Source organism: Curtobacterium sp. Csp1 (genome assembly GCF_013347185.1).
The window spans coordinates 2860237-2877772 of record NZ_CP054594.1 but is presented as its reverse complement, the minus strand read 5'-3'; the positions used below and the strand labels follow the sequence as shown (position 1 = coordinate 2877772).

Here is a 17536-nt window from a genome sequence, read left to right as displayed (position 1 = left end):
AACCGTAAAATTGACACTATGGAGAAGCCGCAGCCGGTCGGGAGCGCAGACGAAGCGCTCCCGGCCGCAATTTACGCCCGGATCAGCCGAGACAAGGCCGGAGCAGGCCTCGGAGTGGACCGCCAGGAGGCGGACTGCCGGGCTCTCGCGGAACGCCTTGGGTGGGACGTGGTGGCAGTCTTCGTGGACAACGACATCAGCGCCTACGACCGTCGCAAGGTGCGTCCGGAGTACCGCGCGATGCTGGAAGCAGTGAGGACTGGGAAGGTCCGGGGCATCGTCGCCTGGCACCCCGACCGGCTCCACCGCCGGGCTGCAGAACTCGAGGAGTTCATCACCGTGGCCGAAGCGCACAGCCTCGAGATCCAAACCGTTCAGGCGGGCTCGTACGACCTCGCTACCCCTGCGGGACGCATGGTGGCGCGCATGCTCGGGGCCGCGGCTCAGCACGAGGTCGACCACAGTCGCGAGCGAGTTCAGCGCGCCAAGGAGCAGGCAGCCGCGAGCGGCAAGTACCGCGGTGGCATCCGACCGTTCGGGTTCGAGAAGGACGGGGTGACCGTTCGGGAGTCCGAGGCCCAGATCATCCGGGACGCCACGAAGGGCGTGCTCGCAGGACGAACCCTTGCCGCGCTGACGCGTGAACTCAATGAGCGCGGTGTCCAGACTTCTGGACGGTCTGCAACGTGGAAGTACGGCGCACTGCGGGACATGCTGATCCGTCCTCGAAACGCCGGCCTGCTGGCACGAGGTCTCCCCGGCAAGACCGGGCAGTCGTACGAGTTCCAGGTGCTGGGACCCGCCTCTTGGCCCGCAATCGTCTCCGAAGACGAGTGGCGCGCGCTTGTGGCACTCGTGACAGACCCTTCGCGCCGCACGACGCCCTCTAACGAGACGAAGTGGCTCGGGTCAGGCATCTACCGGTGCGGGGTGCCGATCGTCGACGAGAGCGGGCAGGAGCGCCCCTGTGGTGCCACGCTGCGTGCTACGCCGCACGGCGGCACCTACGCACGGCAGTACCAACGCCGCTACTTGTACCGGTGCAGCGAGTCAGCACACCTCACGATCGGCCAGAAGCAGACGGACGAGTACGTGCGCGGCATGATCGCCGAACTCGTGCGTGACCCTCGGATCGTCGCCGCGATGAGTCCGGGAACGCCCGACCTTGCCGCTGACCGCGAGCAGCGCTCGGCACTGGCCGCGAGGCTCGAAGCGTTCGAGTCGGACTACGCGCTCGGGAACATCACGGGGCCGCAACTCGCGAAGGCGACGGCAACGGTCGAGGCGGAGCTCGCCAAGGTGGACGCGAGGCTCGCGAAGGGCCTCAGCCGGTCCGCGTCGTCCTCCGTGCTACGAGCCCCCGACCCCGGTCAGGCGTTCCTCGACGCACCGATCGACGTTCAGCGGGCTGTTCTCGCTTCGACGCTTCGGGTTGCGGTGCTCCCTGCTCTTTCGCGCGGCTCGAAGTGGAGCGCGGAGCGGCTTCAGATCGCCCGTGCAAGCTAGTCAGCAGGGCGCCGTCGAGACTCGCGACGCCCTGCTGACTGACTCTGACTAGAACTTGCCGTCGACGAACGCGGTGAACGCGTCCACGAGGTCCTGCTGAGACTTCAGGGCACGGTTCGTGACACGGATGTTGGTGTCGCGACCCGGCTCGAGGCCCTTCTGCTTCTTCAGAACCTTCTTCGGCGTCTTGACCGGCTTCCCGTTGGCGTACACCATCGTCTCGAACTGTGCGTAGGACAGGACGATGGTGCTCCAGAACCGACGCGCGCGCATCAGGATGCGCTCACGTGCCCATCCCCTCGGGACGAGCAGGAGGGGTTCGCCGTTGACGACGGGCAGCTCCACGTTGGCGGTGTCCCACTTCGACGTAGCCGGGTCCCAGACCTGCCGGGTGAACGTCTGAACGCCCTCCCCGACCGAACGGAACTGCGGGTACTTCGCGATCATGTCGGCCGTGAAGTCAGCCAGCGGGCCGTAGATGATCCGCGTCGTGAGGTCCGACGTGATGTCGTTGTCGACACCTTCGACGAAGAGGGGGATGTGTTCGATCTGCTTGAAGACACCCACCGTGATGAGCACCCGGACGTCTCCGAGGAGAGCGTTCCAGATGTCCGTGCCGACCTTGTCGGCACCGCCGTGCCCGTGGAACCCCACCTTGGCCATCCCGAGGCGCGTCTCCCGCGGCTCGGAGAACTTCTGCAGGAGTTCCTCACCTTCCGCGAGCGCCATCCGCGTCCCGAGGATGATCCGGTTTGTGACGGCGTCGAAGAAGGTGTCCAGGCAGTTCACCGCGTTCGTCGCGAACGGCAGCGGCGAACCCATGAGCCGGATGACGTGCGGGTCCACGTAGAGCCGGTTGTCGTCGTCGAGGTCGACGTCGACGAAGGGCAGCGGCCCCTTGATTCCGTAGTAGTGACTGATGAGATTCATGATCTCGCTTCCTGTTCGGTGGCCCGAGGGGAAGCGTGAGACGCTGGTTGCGCCGCAATTCAGATTCGCTACACTGCTGGGGACTGCTCAGTCACCAACCGCGCCCTCGTGCCGGTTCCTGGTCCCCCGTCGTTCCAGCGGCGGCGGACCAGAAGTCTTTGGCCTACCGCATCGAGTCACTCTCGGTGCGCTTCGGCTTGTAGTTCGTGACGCGGTCAACCAGATCCATCACGAAGTCGCGATCCTCCTTCGACAGACTGAAGAGGTCAACGTCGAGACCGATGTCGACACTGCCGCCCGACGCCAGCTTCAGGCGATGCCGGGAAGGACTACCCGAAGGCGGTGCCGCGACGAAGGAACCGAAGGTCTGGCGAGGACGGCGTCGGGCAGACTCAGAGTCTCCTGCCTGCCGCACTTCGGCTGGGCTGATCAGGGCCTGCGACTCCGATGCCGCATCTAGCTGAACGACAGCTTCGGCGGTGAGGGCCCGCGGCTCGGACGAGGGTGTCATCCGCGCTTCCCGGAGCAGGTTCATGAACAGTGTCACCATCCGAGGCCGCTGACTCGGCGGTCCGAACTGCTGGAACGCGTCCGCCACTTCTTCGTGGGTAGTTCGATCCGATCCGATGAACTCGAAAATCGGCGCGTAGACGTGACGGAGCAGCGATCCCAACCTCGAAGAGAAGTCGGCCCGCGAGGGCGTCGCAAGGCCTTCGAACACCTCAGTCGTCTCCCCCTCCTCGTTGAGCAGTTCGAGGAGCTTCAGCGCCTGGAGGGTGCGCGGCGCGAGACTCTCTCGGATCCCGAGTGCGAGGAGGTCGTCAGGACCGAAGTGGGAGAGCGATCGGTCTCGCCGCTTGGCGGTGATGACCCGCATCACCGCAGACGAGGGCGCGTAGGGCGCGATTCCACCTGGTTCGATCACGGTTGCCTCCTTCCGAGGTTGATCGATAGCGTACAGCATGAAACGGGCTCTGTACAGCCAACTACATTTTAGGCATGCCGTTCGAAACTTTGTTCGGTACTCACCCTCGAAGGGTTGTACATGATTTTCCTTCGTCGACGCGGCACAGCTGCGGGCAAGCGGAAGATCGGCGTTTCACGGGCTGAACAGCGCCGGTCCGAACTTCGGTGCGCGCGCCTCCGGAAACTCGGCCAGATCGGCGCTGAGCGGGCCGGGAAACGACGAACTTCCGCTTGGCGGCACGCGGTGAACGTGGGAAAATAGAACCAGGACGCGGGGAGACTCGCTCCGTCCCCTCGGGAGATGCTGCTGGTAGCCGAGGACGAGGACACGCCGCGCGAACCGACGAGCAACATCCACCACGGACGAGCGCGAGAGAGCAGTGGGAGACGGGCCACCGAGTACCCGGTTCCGAGAGGCACGACCCTCTCAGAAGGTGATCGCAGAGCGCGCCGAAGGCGCGCCGCTCCCTTTGGAGAACACCCGTGGCTCACCACGTCAAAGAGGTCCCTGCGGCCCGTCACTTCAACGTTCACCCTCGAACCATCGCGAACTGGATCGGCAAAGGCTTCATCCACGGCTACGACGACGGCCAAGGCAGCATCTACGTCGACATCGATGAGATCGAGCACGTCCTGCCGGACAACCCGCACATGCGCGACGGACGCCGCTCACGCTACGGGGCGGACGCGAAGATCGTCCCTCTGCCTATCGTCCGAGACACCACCTCCGAGGACGAGAAGTGACCGGCCTCGCCGCGGAGCTCGACGCTCGGAACCGGAGAGAGGCTGCCCGCGCTCGTGCGCGCTCTCTCCCGCCTCTCACCGACGCCCAGGTCGCGCGCATCGCCACGCTGCTCACGCTCGGTGCCCCCTCGGGAGGTACCCGATGAGCAACAGCCAGCCGCCGATCAAGAGCCCGAACAGCCCATCCCGCAAGGGCTCCCCGAAGGACTGCGACGAGTGCGGACGCCGGTTCCGTCCCTGGGTCAAGGGCGGCAAGTTCTGCTCCGTGCAATGCCGCTCTATGTCCTGGTCACGACGCTTACGAACCGTTCGAGAGCCGAAGCCAGCGCCGATCACCAGCCCTGAGCGATTGAAGGCCATCCAGGACGAGGCGCGGGCCGCGCTCGACAACCTCAGGAAGCGACTGGACGGATGAACCGCGAAACGTACGACCAGTACGCGACCTTCGAGTACCGAGGCAAGACTGCGACGCGGTCGCACTATCTCCTGATCGAGCATGAGGGGATCGTGTACGACCCAGACGGAAGACCAGACCGCACCGGCTGGACTCACGACTGGGGAGGGCTCGTGCCCGAGGCCGCAGACGAGCGGCGAACGGTCCTCGCTCAGGGCACGTTCTGGCGCGATGCGGAGCGGCTGAGCCCTGCGCAGACGAACTACGAGCGCGCCAGGATCCTCCGAACGTACGACGGGCTACCCAGCGCCTTCGCGAGCCGCCCCAGCGGCGCCGTGCAGCCGTACATCCCCGGCCTCTGGCACCACCATTCCGTGCCGATGCTCGGCGGGCCCCCGAAGGTCGGGAAGTCGCTACTCGTCAGCGACCTCGTCGCATCTCTCGTGATCGCCGGCCGAAGGTTCCTCGACCACTTCGACCCGGTGAACGTGACGCCAGAAGAACGAGCGCGCCCGATCGTGCTCGTGAACGCCGAGAACCCTGAGGCGGCCATGCACGAGGCACTGCTCGCGACCGGTCTCGAGTACGACGCCGAGGGCCACCCCTACCCGTTCTACTGCGACCCGAACGACGACGGCGAGGGGTCGATGCTCTTCGTCGTGCACCTCGAAGCCGCGGGCGGTGCAGACACGTTCGACCTCACAAAGCAGGACGTCTACGACCGCTGGGAGTTCGAGCTGCTGGGGCTTGCTCGATTGGTAGGGCCTCCCCTCACGCTGATCGTCGACGGTGTGACGGCCATCCTCAACAGCGACACGACGCGCTACGGGCGGTGGTACTCGGAGTTCCGCAGGCTGTTGAAGTCCGTGGACGTGCCGAACGGGCTCCCGACCGGTCACACGGGGATGAAGAACGGCTACCTGATGAACGGCGTCGAGTCCATGGCCGGGCAGGACGGGCTGTGGACGTACGACGCGCACGAGCCCTACGTGAACCCACGAGCGCCGCGCAGGTTCCGCACGGTGCCGCGGCTCCACGCGCCCGCAATCGACCCCACGCCGGTCGTGATCGGTCAGGACGGGCGGCTTCGGCTCGATCCCTCGGGAGCCGTCCGAGTCGGAGGCCGGGAGGCGCAGCCAACTCCCGGCGACAAGCGTCAGTACCTCCGCGACCAGATCGCCTCGCTCAGCGCGGCACGGCAGGACACCTACACGAAGGCGGTGTGCGGCACGGGAGAGGCCTACACCGAGCACGCGGCGGTTCTGCGGCAGATGGAACAGAACGGGGAGGTCCGAAAGGATCGCAAGGGGCAGGGTTTCGTCTGGTCCCTAGTCACCCCAGGATCCGTCTGAGCTCCGAACAGCCGAGTTGCGGGTATTCGGTTCCTAGGGAGTGGAGTTCGAAGAACTCCCCTAGGAAACCGAAACCCGAAACTCGCTACGGCTCAGCGTCCGGAGCGGCCGAATGCGGGTCCGAAGCGATCGAAGTGCCGGTTGACCGCATCACGATGCGCCGACGGGTCGGTGATGCGCTGGACGGCGGTCCACGACCTCGTTGCGAGGGCGGTTCGAGACGGCTGGTACGAGAACGTCTGGGTGCGTGCCGTCATCGTCTGGGTGGTCTTCTGCTGCTCGCTCATGGCTGCTCCTTCGTCGGAAAGTCGACGCTCGGTCAGGGAGCCCGACCCGAGCACCGTGGTCGTTCCCACTTGCACGGTGCGTGCGGCCGCGTTCCGCATGAAGTCGGGCACCCAGAGCGAACGTCACCAATCACTGACTACTATAGGTCGAAACCGTGCCTGCAACAGTAGTACGGTGTGGACAGAGCGCCGGGACCTCTCCGACGCCAAAGGACGCCGCTGGCAGTAGGGCCGGGCCTGAGATCGAAGGCCGATCCATGCCCCCTACCAAGACCGAGTCCGCTCGCGATGCGCTCGCCCATCAGGATGCGCTGAGGACGCAAGGCAGCCTCGCCCGCGGTCGACAGCGGATCGAGAAGGCGCTGTCGCTTCCGTGCCCGCAGTGCGCTGCCGCACCGAGCGTGTACTGCCTGCCCAGCGTCAACGGCTTCTGCCGGTACCGCTACGAGAAGGGCCTGGCTCTGTCGGTCCCGCCCCAGGTGCCGCGCGGGGTTCCGAGCCCGCCTCTCGCGCTGCCCGAGACGAGGACCGAGCCGGACCGCCGCCACCCCAACCGCCACCCCGTTCGGAGCGCCCGATGATCCCCCAGCAGCCTCGGTTCGTTCAGATCACCCACGCAGACGTGATGGCCGCACAGCGAGCCGAGAAGGACACCGAGCAGGGCCTCGAGGTCGACGTGGAGCGGGAGCACAACCGGCGAGCGCGGGAGCGAACCTTTGCCGTCGTCGATGCGATCGCCCCCGCTCCGAAGCGGTACCGCTACGGGATCCGTGTGGAGGAGCGTGGCAACGTGTCGCAGACCTTCGCGTGCAACTGCGGGAAGCATTCGCACGGCCACGGAAAGCCCGAGCACCCCGACGCTTTCGCGTCGATCATCGAGCCCACCCGGTTTGAAGTGGCACCGACGCAGCGGGTCAAGAAGCCGGACGCCGCCGCTGACTTGGCAATCCAGCGCCGCGCCGACGCTCTCGCTCAGCGCGTACGAGACAGCCGGGTGCAGCGCCCGACGATCGATCGGAAGCGCCGATGAGCCCGAGCCTCACGCCGGACGAGTGGAAGCGATTCCTGACCACCGGGAGCACGACCAGCCCTGACACCGAGCCGGGACTGCCATGCCGGGACTGCGGCGTGCTCGTCGCCGCCGGAGAGGGACCCATCGAGACCGTGACGGCGACGGAGCGGGAGCGAGTGCTTCCTGTCCGCTCATCCGAACCCGTGATCCGTACTGAGGAGATCCTGCCGTTCGAGATCCAGCTGTCGCAGTGCTCGCGATGCCGAGCACGTAACAGGGCGGCGGCCAACCTGGTGGACGAGTACCCGTCGCTCTCGCGCTCGCTCGGTGACCGCTGGTACGCGACGCTCGCCTTCGAGGCCATGCTGCTCGTGCCCGACGTAATCGGCATGAACTGGCGATCGATCGTGAAGGGAGGGCAGAAGAGCGTCAGAGTCGCGATGGCACACTTCCGCCCCCTCGGAGGCGCGGCTCGGTGGTCGTCGCTGTTGACGCCGGTCATCCGGCACGACGCGACACAGCCCACTCGGACCCGCTGGCGCCATCTCTCCGAAGAACTCGTCGACCGGTTCCGAGACGCCTACGGCGAGATGTTGGCTGACCTCACGGACGGCCCGCGGATGGTTCCGCCACCCGAGGGGAACGAGTTCCGCACCGCGCTTCGCGGCTGCCTGCTCTGTGGAGTCGGGACGGCCACTGCGATGCGAAACCAGGCGTCGTTCGTCTGGGGGCCGCTTCGTGGGGCTGACCCTGGGCTACTGGGCGGCCAGCGTCTCCCCCACGACATCTACGGCTACCTCTGCCCGACGTGCGCCCGTGCTGTCGCGTCCGTAGGCCCGGGGATCGGACCGACCGGGATGGAGAAGGCGCTCTTCGCGTTCCTCGAGATCGCTCCCCCGGAGCTTGCCGAGGACAAAGTCGCAGAGTTCGGCCGAACGACGGTGCAGGTGAGCCACCTCCGCGCCTGGTGCGCCCTGCCTGCCGGCACTCCTCCGAACGTGACACCCTGGGCGCACGTATCCGGTCTGGGGGAGCTTGCCGAAGGGCTGCGGAGCGCGATCGGAGCTCGCTAGGCAGGAGCACCTCTCCGCCAGGCGAAAAAGTGAAACTCCCAGGTCAGAAATCTGTCAAAAAGTTGGTTTTGACTCGTCGACGTGCCGGTCGCCGAGTGCGACGAGCTCGGTCGCCAGCGCCCGCACGCGCCGCTCGGGCAGGGCCGGCGGGACCCGTTCGAGTCCGCGCCCCCGGTCGACCCACGTGTCACGTCCGCCGACGACCAGGACGTCGGTCGTGTCCGCGTCGACCACGAGGGCGGCGAGCTCCTCGAAGACACCGGCGTCCACCCGACGCCGGTGCGCCGGCCGGTCGACGTGCGGCAGGAAGGGATCGGTCGCGGCTCGGTGTCGGTGCATGACGGGGACGGTAGGGCGACCATCCGTGGTTCGCCGCGCGGACGAACGGCTCTGTGGACAACAGAGCCGATCCCGGCCAGCGGACTCTTTTGTACCCCGAACTACAAAGCCGTACCCCGTTCAGTGCCGCGAGTCCAGGGGTGGCGCAACACCGCACCGAGCCGCCCTGACCCGTCTCACGAGAGGTCCCGGGGCCTCGACACCGATTGAACGCGCGTCGCGCCGCTATGGACAGGTCTGTCCACGGTTCGGCACCAGATCGGGGATCACCCGACGGGCCGCCGGACGGATGCGCGACACCCGTCGGGGAAAAAGAAGAGGCGGCACCGGTTGGGGGGAACTGGTGCCGCCGGACATCGGTGGATTGGGGGGAATCCGAACCGGTGCCACCGGGAACAAGCCCGGTAGGAACCACTGTACCCCATGAACGAGCCTGCTCGGCAACCCCCGGTCGTGATCCGGCTCGTGTCACGACGACCCTCCGGTCCGCGCCCGGCGGTAGTCTCCGTCTGCACCCACTCGACCGCCGACCGCACAGCAACCGACGACCGCCACCCGGCGCCGACCGCACCCGCGACCGACGACCGCCACCCGGCGCCGACCGCACCAGCAACCGACGACCGAGCACCCCTGCCGCAACGACGCGAAAGGACACCGATGTCCACTCCGACCCAGGCCGACGAACGCCACGAGGACGGCCCGACCTTCGCTCCCCCCGCCGACTTCGTCGCCGACGCCGTCGCGCACGAGGACCTGCACGAGGCCGCCGCCGCCGACCGCGAGGCGTTCTGGGCGGACCAGGCGCGGAACCTGCTCGACTGGCGGACACCGTTCACCCGGACGCTCGACTGGTCGGGCGCGCCGTTCGCCAAGTGGTTCGACGACGGCACGCTCAACGTCGCGGAGAACTGCCTGGACCGCCACGTCCGCGCGGGCAACGGCGACCGCGTGGCGATCCACTTCGAGGGCGCCCCCGGCGACACCCGCCGGATCACCTACGCCGAGCTCACCGCCGAGGTGCAGCGCGCCGCGAACATGCTCACCGACCTGGGCGTCGAGCAGGGCGACCGCGTCGTCGTCTACATGCCCCTCATCCCCGAGGCCGTGGTCACGATGCTCGCCGTCGCGCGCATCGGTGCCGTGCACTCGGTGGTGTTCGGCGGGTTCAGCGCCGAGAGCCTCCGCGCCCGCATCGAGGACGCCGGCGCGAAGCTCGTCGTCACCGCGGACGGCGGCTGGCGGCGCGGAGCGGTCTCGCCGCTCAAGCCCGCGGTCGACGAGGCCCTGGCCGGCGACGGCACGGACACCGTCGAGCACGTGCTGGTCGTGAAGCGCGGGGGCAACGAGGTCGGCTGGACCGACCGCGACCTGTGGTGGCACGACGAGATCGCGAAGGCCGCCGCCGAGCACGAACCGCAGGCCTTCCCCGCCGAGACGCCCCTGTTCATCCTCTACACGTCCGGCACGACGGGGAAGCCGAAGGGCATCGTGCACACGTCAGGTGGCTACCTGACGCAGGCGGCGTACACGCACCGCAACGTGTTCGACATGCACCCGGAGAAGGACGTCTACTGGTGCACGGCCGACATCGGCTGGATCACCGGGCACTCCTACGTCGTCTACGGCCCCCTGGCCAACGGCGTCACCCAGGTCCTGTACGAGGGCACCCCGGACGAGCCGAAGCCCGGCCGCTGGTGGGACATCGTCGACTCGTACGGCGTGACGGTCCTGTACACCGCCCCCACCGCGGTCCGCGCCGCGATGAAGGCCGGACGCCAGATCCCCGAGGCGCGCAGCCTGGCGTCCCTCCGCCTGCTCGGGAGCGTCGGCGAGCCGATCAACCCCGAGGCGTGGCAGTGGTACCGCCAGGTGATCGGCCACGACCGCACACCCATCGTCGACACGTGGTGGCAGACCGAGACCGGCGCGATCATGATCTCCGCGCTCCCGGGGGTCACGAAGCTCAAGCCCGGCGCCGCCCAGACCCCGCTCCCCGGCATCACCGCGGAGATCGTCGACGAGGACGGCCAGCGTGTCGCGCCCGGCGGCAGCGGCTACCTCACGATCACCGACCCGTGGCCGTCGATGGCCCGAGGCATCTGGGGCGACCCGGACCGCTTCGTCGAGACCTACTGGTCACGCTTCCCCGGCCGCTACTTCGCGGGCGACGGGGCGCGGCTCGACGGCCAGGGCGACATCTGGGTGCAGGGCCGCGTCGACGACGTCATGAACGTCTCCGGTCACCGCCTGTCCACCGCGGAGATCGAGTCGGCACTCGTCGGGCACGAGGGCGTCGCCGAGGCCGCAGTCGTCGGCGCCGCCGACGAGACGACCGGTCAGGCCGTGGTCGCGTTCGTGATCCTCACCGCCGAGGCGGCCGAGGGCGTCGACCGCGACGCGGTCGCGAAGGAACTCCGTGACTGGGTCGGCAAGCGCATCGGGGCGATCGCGAAGCCGCGCCAGGTGGTCGTGGTCCCGGAGCTCCCGAAGACCCGCTCCGGCAAGATCATGCGCCGCCTCCTCCGCGACGCGGCCGAGGGCCGCCGCATCGGCGACACGACGACGCTCGCCGACCCGACGATCATGGCGACCATCGCGGCACTGATGTAGCGCACGGAACGTGAGCGGGGCCTCCAGTCCGTCCTGACTGGAGGCCCCGCTCACGTGGGCGCACCGGCTGCGGTGCGCGGGTGGTTCAGTCCGTCAGCTCGACGACCAGCTCGACCTCGACCGGCGCGTCCAGCGGCAGCACCGCGACGCCCACCGCGCTCCGCGCGTGGACGCCGGCGTCCCCGAAGACCTCGCCGACCAGGGTCGACGCGCCGTTGGCGACGGCGGGCTGACCGGTGAAGGACGGGTCCGAGGCGACGAAGACCGTCACCTTGACGACCCGGGCCACCCGCTCGAGGGACCCGGCGACGGACTGGACGGCCGCGAGCGCGTTCAACGCGGCCACGCGCGCCTGCGCGGGGGCGGTCTCGGGGTCGACCGACGTCCCGACCTTGCCCGTGACGGGCAGTGCGCCGTCGACGAAGGGGAGCTGTCCCGCGGTGTACACGTACCGGCCGGTGACGACCGCGGGCACGTAGGCGGCGACCGGCGCCGCGACCGCGGGGATCGTCAGCCCGAGCTCGGCGAGGCGGTCCGCGACGCTCACGCGTCGGCCTTCGGGCGCTTCAGGTAGGCGACCAGTCCGCCCTCGGGTCCGGTGACGACCTGGACCAGCTCCCAGCCCTCGTCGCCGTGGGCGTTGAGGATGGCGGCGGTGTTGTGGATCATCAACGGCGTGGTGAAGTACTCCCAGCGAGTCATGCGGTTCCTTGCCAGCCTTTCAGTCGTGGGCGTCGTTTAGGCTGCATCCTATGTCTGCCCAGAAGTCTGCCTCGCGGACCAAGCCCGTCTCCGCGATCGGCGCCTTCGTCGGTTTCGTCGGCTTCAGCGCGCTCGCCGGCCTGCTGGTCACGATCGGCGTCACCCCGGCGATCGCGGTCGCCGGCGTCACGACGACCTCGACGATCGGCGTCTTCGAGTCGCTGCCGGAGTACATCGAGATCGGTGACCTGCCGCAGCGCAACGAGGTCCTGGCGTACTCGAACGGGCAGCCGGTGCACCTGGCGACGGTCTACGACCAGAACCGCCAGGAGCTGCAGTTCGACCAGATCAGCGACCAGCTGAAGAACGCGGCGATCGACGGCGAGGACAAGCGCTTCTACGACCACGGCGGTGTCGACATGACGTCCCTGGTGCGTGCGGGCGTGGGGTCCCTCGCCGGCGGCCTCGGCGAGTCCGGCGGTGGGTCGACGCTGACCATGCAGCTGGTGCGCAACATCAAGATGCAGCAGGCGCTCGAGCTCCCCACCCCGGAGGAGCGCGAGAAGGCCTACAACGACGCCGTCGAGCAGACCATCCCCCGCAAGCTCGAGGAGATGAAGCTCGCCATCGGCCTGGCGAAGAAGTACTCGCACAAGGAGATCCTGACCGGGTACCTCAACATCGCCTACTTCGGCGACCAGACGTACGGCGTGCAGGCCGCCGCGCAGCACTACTTCAACAAGAACGCCACGGACCTGACCCCGCAGGAGGCCGCCTCGATCCTCGCGATCGTGCAGTCGCCGAACTCGCGCAACCTGTCCGACCCCAAGTACTACGACGCGAACGTCGCCCGTCGCGACGTCATCCTCAAGTCCATGTACGCGCAGAAGCACCTGACCAAGGAGCAGTTCGACGCGGCCATCGCCTCGAAGCCCGCGGACTACGTGCACCTGACGGAGCCGAACCAGGGTTGCCAGTCGGCGGCCGGCAACGGCTCGCAGTTCTTCTGCGACTACGCGGTCAAGGTCGTCAAGCAGATGTCCCAGCTCGGCGCGACCGAGAAGGAGCGCGCGACCGCCTGGCGCAACGGCGGCTACACCGTGCAGACCACCCTCGACCTCGACCTGAACGGTCAGCAGAAGGACCTGCTCAACACGTTCGACCCGAACACCGAGAGCCGCTTCAGCCTCGGTGGTGCCCTCAACTCCGTCGAGGCGTCGACCGGGCGCATCCTGACGATGGCGCAGAACAAGGACTACGACCAGTCCCTGCAGACCCCGCCCACGGCGACGTCGATCAACTACTCGGTCGACAAGGAGTACGGCGGGTCGATCGGCTTCCAGGTCGGCTCGACCTACAAGGTGTTCACGCTCCTCGACTGGCTGAAGGCCGGGCACGGGCTGAACGAGAGCGTCAACGGCACGCCGCACAACACGTCGCGGTGGACGCAGTGCGGCTCGACCATCACGTCGAACTGGGCGCCGAAGAACGACTCCGCGGGTGAGAACGGCAACTTCACGGTCGCCCGTGCCACCGCGCTGTCGGTGAACGCGGCGTTCGCGTCCATGGCCGCGAAGCTCGACCTGTGCGACATCCGCCAGACCGCGCAGGACCTCGGCGTGCACTCCGCCGACGAGAAGACCGAGCTGAACGCATACCCGTCGTCGATCCTCGGCACGAACAACATCGCGCCGCTCACCATGGCGTCCGCCTACGCGACCATCGCGAACAACGGCACGTACTGCTCCCCGATCGCGATCGACAACATCACGAACGCCGAGGGCAAGTCGCTCGGCGGCCAGCCGAAGCAGTGCAAGCAGGTGCTCGACCCGAGCGTCGCCGCGACCGCGGCCTTCGCCATGCGCGGGACGATCGCGTCCGGTACGGCCGTGGGCGCGCAGACCCCGGACGGCACGCAGCTGTTCGCGAAGACGGGCACCACGGACGACGCCGACCAGATCTGGCTCGTCGGTGCGAGCTCGAAGGTCGCGACGGCGTACTGGCAGGGCAACACGGACGGTGGCAAGAACAACCTCCGCCACTACCTGCCCGGCGCCGGGTGGGGCTCCTACGCTTCGCAGCGTGCGCACGTGTGGCAGCAGGCGATGATCCCGATCAACGCCAAGCACCCGGCCGACCCGTTCCCGACCCCGTCGCAGACCGCCCTCCGCGGCAACAGCGTCGCCGTCCCGGACGTGTCGGGCAAGACCGCCGACGAGGCCCGTTCGATCCTGTCGTCCGCCGGGTTCACGTACGTCGACGGTGGCGCGCAGCCGGGTGCCGGCACGGCGGGCACGGTCTCCTCGACCTCGCCGGGCGCCGGTTCCCTGCTCTCCACCGGCTCCTCGGTGACCGTGTACACGACGGACGGCTCGCAGTCGACCGTGCCGGAGGTCGCGGGCAAGAGCCTGCAGGACGCCCGGAGCACGCTCGGCGACGCCGGCTTCGGCTCGGTGAACGTCTCCGACCAGTACGCGAAGGGCGGCAAGGAGTGCACCGTGGCCGCGGTCGACCCGGGTGCCGGGACCGCCACCGCGAAGAGCACGGCGCTGACGCTCCAGCTCTTCGGGGACAAGGACGGCAAGGCGCCGAAGGACTGCAAGTGAGTCGCGGTCGCGCCGCGCTGGGCGTCATCGCCGCGGGTGCGACCATCGGAGCGGCGACGGCGGCGTGGGGTTCCCTCGTCGAGCGTCGCCGCTTCGGCATCCGGTGGGAGACCGTGCCGGTGCTCGCGCCCGGATCCCGCGACGTGACGGTGCTGCACCTCTCCGACATCCACATGGCACCGTGGCAGGCCGACAAGCAGCAGTGGCTGCGCGACCTGTCGCTCGTCGAGCCTGACTTCGTCGTGAACACCGGCGACAATCTCGGGCACGCGACGGCGAACAGCGCGGTGGAGTACGCGCTCGAGCCGTTCCGCGGCGTCCCGGGTGCCTTCGCGCACGGGTCGAACGACTTCTACGGACCGTCGCCCCGCAACCCGCTGAAGTACTTCGGCGGTCCGAGCCGCATGCACGCCGACCGTCGGCCGGTGTCGCTCGACATCGACCGGCAGACGGCCTTCTTCGAGTCGCTCGGCTGGCTCGACGTGAACGACCAGGCGCACGCGATCGAGCTCCGCGGGTCACGCTTCGAGCTGTTCGGCACGTCGGACGCGCACCGGGGCTGGGACCGGCTCGACCTGCTGCCGACGAACGTCGACGAGATGCGCAGCGACGTCCCGTGGACCGAGGACGAGGACGGCCCCTCCCCCGTCGCGATCGGGATCACGCACGCGCCGTACCGCCGCGTGCTCGACGCCTTCGTCGACCAGGGCGCGGACATCGTCTTCGCCGGGCACACCCACGGCGGGCAGGTGCAGGTCCCCGGCATCGGCGCCCTCGTCACGAACTCCGACCTGCCGCGGCGGTACGTGAGCGGCCTGCACAAGTGGCAGCACCGCGCGCACTGGTCGTGGCTCGAGGTCTCCGCGGGCATCGGGACGTCGATCTACGCGCCCGTCCGCTTCGCCTGCCGCCCCGAGGCCGTCGTCGTGACCCTCACGGCACGCACCGACTGACCCCTGCGACAGCGACTCGCCCGGGCGTCTCGCCGATGGTCGTGAGCACCCCCGAACATCGGATAGACTTCTGGGGTTGCTCCGGGAACGGAGTGATCACACCGCGGGGTGTGGCGCAGCTTGGTAGCGCGCCTCGTTCGGGACGAGGAGGTCGCAGGTTCAAATCCTGTCACCCCGACACTGTGTTGAGACAGTAACCGCAAGAGGCCCTGGTTCGAAGGAACCAGGGCCTCTTGCTCTGTCTGGCCTTCTGCTCTTTCTGGCCCCGTGCTCGGTCCCCGACGGCGTGTGTCCGTGGGTACAGGACCGGCCCGCGGCACGCTCCCCACCCCGGGGCCCCGCTACGCTCACAGGCGTCATGACGATCCCTCCGCAGCTCGCCGCCGTCCTCACCGAGATCGGGTCCCGGTTCCCGGAGCTCGCCGACGACCCCGTGCTGGCGCAGAGCCTGCTCGAGAACGTGACCTCGATGATCACCGAAGCGCACGCTCGGTACGCCGCGGGCGACGGCACCGCGAGCATCGTCAGCGACCGCTACCTCGACCCGGAGCACCTCGCCACCGGTGCGCTGCACGCCGAGCACGCCCAGCACCCGGCCGGCGCCATGCTCGCCGCGGAGATGCTCTTCGACGCCTACCTGCCGGTCTTCGTCGCCGAGGTCCGTGCGAGCACCACCGACGAGGTCCTCCGCGCCACCCGGGCCCTGCACGCGGGCGTCTGGAGCCGGTTCCCGGCGGGGGCGATCGCGTACACCGAGGCGCTGCGGCAGCGCGTCACGACGACCAACCTCGACTCCCGCACCCAGATCGCCCGGGACCTGCACGACCGGGTCGCCCACGGCGTCCTCGCGGGGCTGCAGCGGCTCGACCTGGTCCTGCTGACCGATCCCCCGACCTCCGAGCGCACCGCGCAGCTCGAGGCGGCCGGACGGCTGCTCCGGACCGCGCTCGGGGACGTCCAGGACCTCGCGGTCTCGCTGCACGCCCGGGTCGGCGACGACCGCCTCGACGACGCCCTGCGACGGCACGTCGACGACCTGTTCCCCGGCGACGACCGGCTGACGATCACCACGACGGGCGTGCCCGGTGCCCTGCCGAACTGGAAGGCCGAGGAGACCCTGACGATCCTGCTCGAGGCCCTCACGAACCGGCGCAAGCACGCCCCGGGATCGACGGGGACGGTGACGTTCGCCTGGTCCGACACGACGGTCGTGGTGACCGTGCGGGACGACGGACCCGGGTTCACGCCGGGGACCGCGGCGGAGGGCCGGCTCGGGCAGCACACCATGCGCGAGCGCGCGGGCGTCCTCGGGGCACGACTCGACGTCGAGAGCGCCCCGGGCACCGGGACCACCGTTCGGCTCGTCGTCCCCATGGGGTCGCTGTGACCGGGCAGCGGCCGGGCATCACGCACGTCGCGATCGTCGACGACCACCGGCTGTTCCGCGAGGGACTCGCCACGATCCTGTCCGCGGTACCGACCATCCGCGTCGTCGCGCACGGCGAACGGCCGTCCGATGTGCTGGACTCCCCCGAGGTCGCGGCGATCGACGTGCTGCTCCTGGACGTGGAGCTCGACGGGCCACCGGCACGGACGACCATCGCGACGGTGCGTCGGCGGCACCCGCACGTCCGGGTGGTCGTGCTGACCATGCACCGGGACGCGGTGCTGCGCCGGGCGCTCCTCGACGCCGGTGCCGTGGACTTCGTCACCAAGGACACCCCGAGCCGCGAGCTCGTCGACCGCATCGTCCGGGCGACGAGCACCGACGCCGCGCCGGTGACCTTCCCGATCGACCTCGTCACCGAGGCACGGGCGGGCACGCCCCTGAGCGACCGCGAACTCGAGGTCCTGCGGCTCGTCGCCGCCGCTCGGTCGAACGCCGAGATCGCGTCGGAGCTGGGCCTGGCGGTCGGCACGGTGAAGCGCCACGTCTACAACGTGTTCCGGAAGCTCGACGTCGGCACCCGCGTCGGTGCGATCGCCACCGCGAACCGCCTCGGCCTGCTGGCCTGAGCGGGACAGCCAGCCAGCGATCGTTCGCGCCCAGCGACATCCCACG

General features: G+C 68.8%; 16 protein-coding genes and 1 tRNA gene. 11 read left to right on the top strand and 6 right to left on the bottom strand.

Features of this window, described 5'->3' with window-relative positions; all coding sequences use genetic code 11:
• The first annotated feature begins 18 nt into the window (after nt 1-18).
• On the top strand, nt 19-1506 hold the full coding sequence (locus HUN58_RS13815; RefSeq protein ID WP_180224961.1) for a recombinase family protein: 1488 nt from the start codon (nt 19-21) through the stop codon (nt 1504-1506).
• A gap of 48 nt (nt 1507-1554) precedes the next feature.
• On the opposite strand, the gene HUN58_RS13810 is transcribed toward HUN58_RS13815, so the two are convergent.
• Together HUN58_RS13810 and HUN58_RS13805 are read right to left on the bottom strand one after the other, a co-directional pair.
• Nucleotides 1555-2436, bottom strand: coding sequence for a hypothetical protein (locus HUN58_RS13810; protein WP_180224960.1), 882 nt, complete (start codon nt 2434-2436; stop codon nt 1555-1557).
• A gap of 163 nt (nt 2437-2599) precedes the next feature.
• Nucleotides 2600-3361: a DUF5343 domain-containing protein gene (locus HUN58_RS13805; RefSeq protein WP_180224959.1), complete on the bottom strand. Its 762-nt coding sequence runs from the start codon at nt 3359-3361 to the stop codon at nt 2600-2602.
• Between the two features lie 524 nt (nt 3362-3885).
• Between HUN58_RS13805 and HUN58_RS13800 the strand changes: the two genes are divergently transcribed.
• Both HUN58_RS13800 and HUN58_RS13790 read left to right on the top strand, forming a co-directional pair.
• The gene (locus HUN58_RS13800) at nt 3886-4146 is read left to right on the top strand and encodes a hypothetical protein (protein WP_180224958.1); all 261 of its coding nucleotides are present in this window, start codon (nt 3886-3888) and stop codon (nt 4144-4146) included.
• Nucleotides 4147-4557: 411 nt separating this feature from the next.
• A complete protein-coding gene (locus tag HUN58_RS13790) occupies nt 4558-5892 on the top strand; it encodes an AAA family ATPase (RefSeq protein WP_180224957.1) in 1335 nt (444 codons plus the stop codon).
• A gap of 92 nt (nt 5893-5984) precedes the next feature.
• Here the strand turns inward: HUN58_RS13790 and HUN58_RS13785 are convergent, their stop codons facing one another.
• On the bottom strand, nt 5985-6179 hold the full coding sequence (locus HUN58_RS13785; protein ID WP_180224956.1) for a hypothetical protein: 195 nt from the start codon (nt 6177-6179) through the stop codon (nt 5985-5987).
• A gap of 577 nt (nt 6180-6756) precedes the next feature.
• On the opposite strand from HUN58_RS13785, the gene HUN58_RS13780 reads away from it, so the two are divergent.
• Both HUN58_RS13780 and HUN58_RS13775 read left to right on the top strand, forming a co-directional pair.
• On the top strand, nt 6757-7209 hold the full coding sequence (locus tag HUN58_RS13780) for a hypothetical protein (protein WP_208745540.1): 453 nt from the start codon (nt 6757-6759) through the stop codon (nt 7207-7209).
• Nucleotides 7206-8264: a hypothetical protein gene (locus HUN58_RS13775; RefSeq protein ID WP_180224954.1), complete on the top strand. Its 1059-nt coding sequence runs from the start codon at nt 7206-7208 to the stop codon at nt 8262-8264. Before HUN58_RS13780 ends, HUN58_RS13775 begins: the two co-directional genes overlap by 4 nt.
• Nucleotides 8265-8318: 54 nt before the next feature.
• Here HUN58_RS13775 and HUN58_RS13770 read toward each other — a convergent pair whose 3' ends face one another.
• Nucleotides 8319-8603 carry a hypothetical protein gene (locus HUN58_RS13770; RefSeq protein WP_180224953.1) on the bottom strand — a complete coding sequence of 95 codons (285 nt, stop codon included), beginning with the start codon at nt 8601-8603 and terminating at the stop codon, nt 8319-8321.
• A 657-nt stretch (nt 8604-9260) separates the two neighbouring features.
• Between HUN58_RS13770 and acs the strand changes: the two genes are divergently transcribed.
• Nucleotides 9261-11213 carry an acetate--CoA ligase gene (acs, locus tag HUN58_RS13765; RefSeq protein WP_180224952.1) on the top strand — a complete coding sequence of 651 codons (1953 nt, stop codon included), beginning with the start codon at nt 9261-9263 and terminating at the stop codon, nt 11211-11213.
• An 85-nt stretch (nt 11214-11298) separates the two neighbouring features.
• Here the strand turns inward: acs and HUN58_RS13760 are convergent, their stop codons facing one another.
• Nucleotides 11299-11760, bottom strand: coding sequence for a RidA family protein (locus tag HUN58_RS13760; protein ID WP_180224951.1), 462 nt, complete (start codon nt 11758-11760; stop codon nt 11299-11301).
• Nucleotides 11757-11915 carry a DUF4177 domain-containing protein gene (locus HUN58_RS13755; RefSeq protein WP_111227112.1) on the bottom strand — a complete coding sequence of 53 codons (159 nt, stop codon included), beginning with the start codon at nt 11913-11915 and terminating at the stop codon, nt 11757-11759. Before HUN58_RS13755 ends, HUN58_RS13760 begins: the two co-directional genes overlap by 4 nt.
• Nucleotides 11916-11965: 50 nt before the next feature.
• On the opposite strand from HUN58_RS13755, the gene HUN58_RS13750 reads away from it, so the two are divergent.
• The 5 genes from HUN58_RS13750 (at nt 11966) to HUN58_RS13730 (ending at nt 17490) form a co-directional block, all read left to right on the top strand.
• Nucleotides 11966-14521, top strand: a complete 2556-nt coding sequence (locus HUN58_RS13750; RefSeq protein ID WP_141862208.1) for a transglycosylase domain-containing protein — start codon at nt 11966-11968, stop codon at nt 14519-14521.
• Nucleotides 14518-15474 carry a metallophosphoesterase gene (locus HUN58_RS13745; protein WP_180224950.1) on the top strand — a complete coding sequence of 319 codons (957 nt, stop codon included), beginning with the start codon at nt 14518-14520 and terminating at the stop codon, nt 15472-15474. The genes HUN58_RS13750 and HUN58_RS13745 overlap by 4 nt, the downstream gene beginning before the upstream one ends.
• Nucleotides 15475-15578: 104 nt before the next feature.
• Nucleotides 15579-15652, top strand: a tRNA-Pro gene (locus tag HUN58_RS13740).
• Between the two features lie 180 nt (nt 15653-15832).
• Nucleotides 15833-16861 carry a sensor histidine kinase gene (locus HUN58_RS13735; protein ID WP_180224949.1) on the top strand — a complete coding sequence of 343 codons (1029 nt, stop codon included), beginning with the start codon at nt 15833-15835 and terminating at the stop codon, nt 16859-16861.
• The gene (locus HUN58_RS13730; protein WP_141862214.1) at nt 16858-17490 is read left to right on the top strand and encodes a response regulator transcription factor; all 633 of its coding nucleotides are present in this window, start codon (nt 16858-16860) and stop codon (nt 17488-17490) included. The genes HUN58_RS13735 and HUN58_RS13730 overlap by 4 nt, the downstream gene beginning before the upstream one ends.
• Nucleotides 17491-17536: the final 46 nt, after the last annotated feature.